This window comes from Ewingella sp. S1.OA.A_B6, from assembly GCF_049889095.1.
GTDB lineage: Bacteria > Pseudomonadota > Gammaproteobacteria > Enterobacterales > Enterobacteriaceae > Ewingella.
The window spans coordinates 1-288 of the sequence record NZ_JBLJFK010000060.1 but is presented as its reverse complement, the minus strand read 5'-3'; the positions used below and the strand labels follow the sequence as shown (position 1 = coordinate 288).

Genomic DNA, 288 nt, shown 5'->3' with positions numbered 1-288 from the left:
CAGCTCCTGCAATATCAAGGCGAAGGCAATGAGCCGGTAGAACGCATGATGAAAGACTTTTATCGCATGACGCGCCGGGTTGGCGAACTAAATCAAATGCTGTTCCAGCTGTTTGATGAAGCGATTCTGGCCATAGGTCCAAACGAAAAACCCCGACCACTGGACGATAATTTCCAACTGCGTGGCGGCCTGATCGACCTGCGTGACGAAACGCTCTTCACCCGCCGACCGGAAACTATCATCAGTATGTTTTACCTGATGGTGCGTCATCGCGAAATTAAAGGTATC

At 50.3% G+C, this 288-nt stretch carries 1 pseudogene; it reads left to right on the top strand.

What is annotated here, in order from left to right:
- Positions 1 to 288: pseudogene (locus tag ACMV8I_RS21460) on the top strand ([protein-PII] uridylyltransferase); the annotation flags it as partial.